The following is a 2,441-nucleotide window of genomic DNA, read 5'->3' as shown; positions in this document are numbered from 1 at the left end:
GCCGTCGCCGCCCGCGACCTGGAAACCGCACGCAAGGCGGCGATGGCCGCTGTGATCGAATACGAAGACCTGGAGCCGGTGCTGGACGTGGTCGAGGCGTTTCGCAAAAAACATTTCGTGCTCGACAGCCACACCCACCAGCGCGGTGATTCGGCGGGCGCACTGGCGACCGCGAAGAACCGTATCCAGGGCACCCTGCACATCGGCGGTCAGGAACACTTCTACCTGGAAACCCAGATCTCCTCGGTGATGCCCACCGAAGACGGCGGCATGATCGTCTACTGCTCCACGCAAAACCCCACCGAAGTACAGAAGCTGGTGGCCGAAGTACTCGACGTATCGATGAACAAAATCGTGGTCGACATGCGCCGCATGGGCGGTGGTTTTGGCGGCAAGGAAACCCAGGCCGCCAGCCCGGCATGCCTGTGTGCGGTGGTCGCACGCCTCACCGGCCAGCCGACCAAAATGCGCCTGCCGCGTGTCGAAGACATGCTGATGACCGGCAAGCGCCACCCGTTCTATATCGAGTACGACGTAGGCTTCGACGACAGTGGCCGGCTGCACGGCATCAACCTGGACCTGGCGGGCAACTGCGGTTGCTCACCGGACCTGTCGAACTCGATTGTCGATCGCGCAATGTTCCACTCCGACAACTCGTATTACCTGGGCGACGCCACTGTCAACGGCCACCGCTGCAAGACCAACACCGCCTCCAACACCGCTTACCGTGGCTTCGGCGGCCCCCAAGGCATGGTCGCCATCGAAGAAGTGATGGACGCGATTGCCCGACACCTGGCCCTCGACCCGCTGGCCGTGCGCAAGGCCAACTACTACGGCAAGACCGAGCGCAACGTCACCCACTACTACCAGACCGTCGAGCACAACATGCTCGAAGAGATGACCGCCGAACTCGAACAAAGCAGCCAGTATTTCGAGCGCCGCGAAGCGATCCGTCGCTACAACGCCAACAGCCCGATCCTGAAAAAAGGCCTGGCCCTGACGCCGGTAAAATTCGGCATTTCCTTCACCGCCAGTTTCCTCAACCAGGCCGGTGCGCTGATCCACATCTACACCGACGGCAGCATCCACCTGAACCACGGTGGCACCGAGATGGGCCAGGGGTTGAACATCAAGGTCGCGCAGGTGGTGGCCGAGATTTTCCAGGTGGAAATCGACCGCGTGCAGATCACCGCCACCAACACCGACAAGGTGCCCAACACCTCGCCGACGGCGGCTTCCAGCGGCGCCGACCTGAACGGCAAGGCCGCACAGAATGCTGCCGAAACCATCAAGCAGCGCCTGGTGGAGTTTGCCGCGCGCAAATATGAAGTCAGCGAGGCCGACGTTGAATTCCACAACGGGCATGTGCGGGTCCGCGATCACATCCTGACCTTTGAAGCGCTGATCCACCAGGCATATTTCGCCCAGGTGTCGCTCTCCAGCACGGGCTTCTACAAGACCCCGAAAATCTTCTACGACCGCAGCCAGGCACGTGGGCGGCCGTTCTACTACTTTGCGTTCGGCGCGGCCTGTTGCGAGGTGATCGTCGACACGCTGACCGGCGAGTACAAGATGCTGCGCACCGACATCCTGCATGACGTGGGCGCCTCGCTGAACCCGGCCATCGACATCGGCCAGGTCGAAGGCGGCTTCATCCAGGGCATGGGTTGGCTGACCATGGAAGAGCTGGTGTGGAATAACAAGGGCAAGCTGATGACCAACGGCCCGGCCAGCTACAAGATCCCGGCGGTGGCCGACATGCCGCTGGACCTGCGGGTGAAGCTGGTGGAAAACCGCAAGAACCCGGAAGACACGGTGTTCCATTCCAAGGCCGTGGGTGAGCCGCCGTTCATGCTCGGTATTGCCTCGTGGTGTGCGATCAAGGACGCCGTGGCGAGCCTGGGTGACTATCGCCATCAGCCGAAGATCGATGCACCGGCGACGCCGGAGCGGGTGTTGTGGGGCTGTGAGCAGATGCGCCAACTGACCGCTGCAAAAGCTGTGGAAACGGAAACCGAGCTGGCTTCGCTTTAGACCGAGGCGCTGCCTTCGCGAGCAAGCCCCCCCCCCCCAATTTTTTTTTTTTNNTTGCTCGCGAAGGCGGTCGAACTGACAACAGAGATGTTGAGGTAAACATGAACAACTGGATCAGCGCCCTCGCCGACCTGCAGAACCAGGGTGAACCCTGCGTGCTGGTGACCATCATCGAAGAGCTCGGCTCCACGCCGCGCAACGCCGGTTCGAAGATGGTGATCAGCGCCGCCCACACCTTCGACACCATCGGTGGCGGGCACCTGGAATACAAGGCGATGCAGATCGCCCGGGACATGCTTGTGCGCGGCCAGCAAAACACCCACCTGGAGCGCTTCAGCCTCGGCGCCAGCCTGGGCCAGTGCTGCGGCGGCGTGACGGTGCTGTTGTTCGAACCCATGGGCCAGGTG

At 62.0% G+C, this 2,441-nt stretch carries 2 protein-coding genes; both read left to right on the top strand.

Going from position 1 to position 2,441, the window contains the following annotated elements; all coding sequences use genetic code 11:
• The coding region (xdhB, locus tag HX846_RS31020) for a xanthine dehydrogenase molybdopterin binding subunit (RefSeq protein WP_178966857.1) at positions 1–2,034 on the top strand (2,034 nt) is incomplete at its 5' end.
• Between the two features lie 101 nt (positions 2,035–2,135).
• Positions 2,136–2,441 (top strand): XdhC family protein (locus HX846_RS31015; protein ID WP_306173175.1); only part of this gene is annotated, 306 nt, incomplete at its 3' end.

Origin of the sequence: Pseudomonas sp. K5002 (assembly GCF_013386655.1) — a bacterium.
Classification (GTDB): Bacteria; Pseudomonadota; Gammaproteobacteria; order Pseudomonadales; family Pseudomonadaceae; genus Aquipseudomonas.
This window is presented reverse-complemented; position numbering and strand designations above follow the sequence as displayed.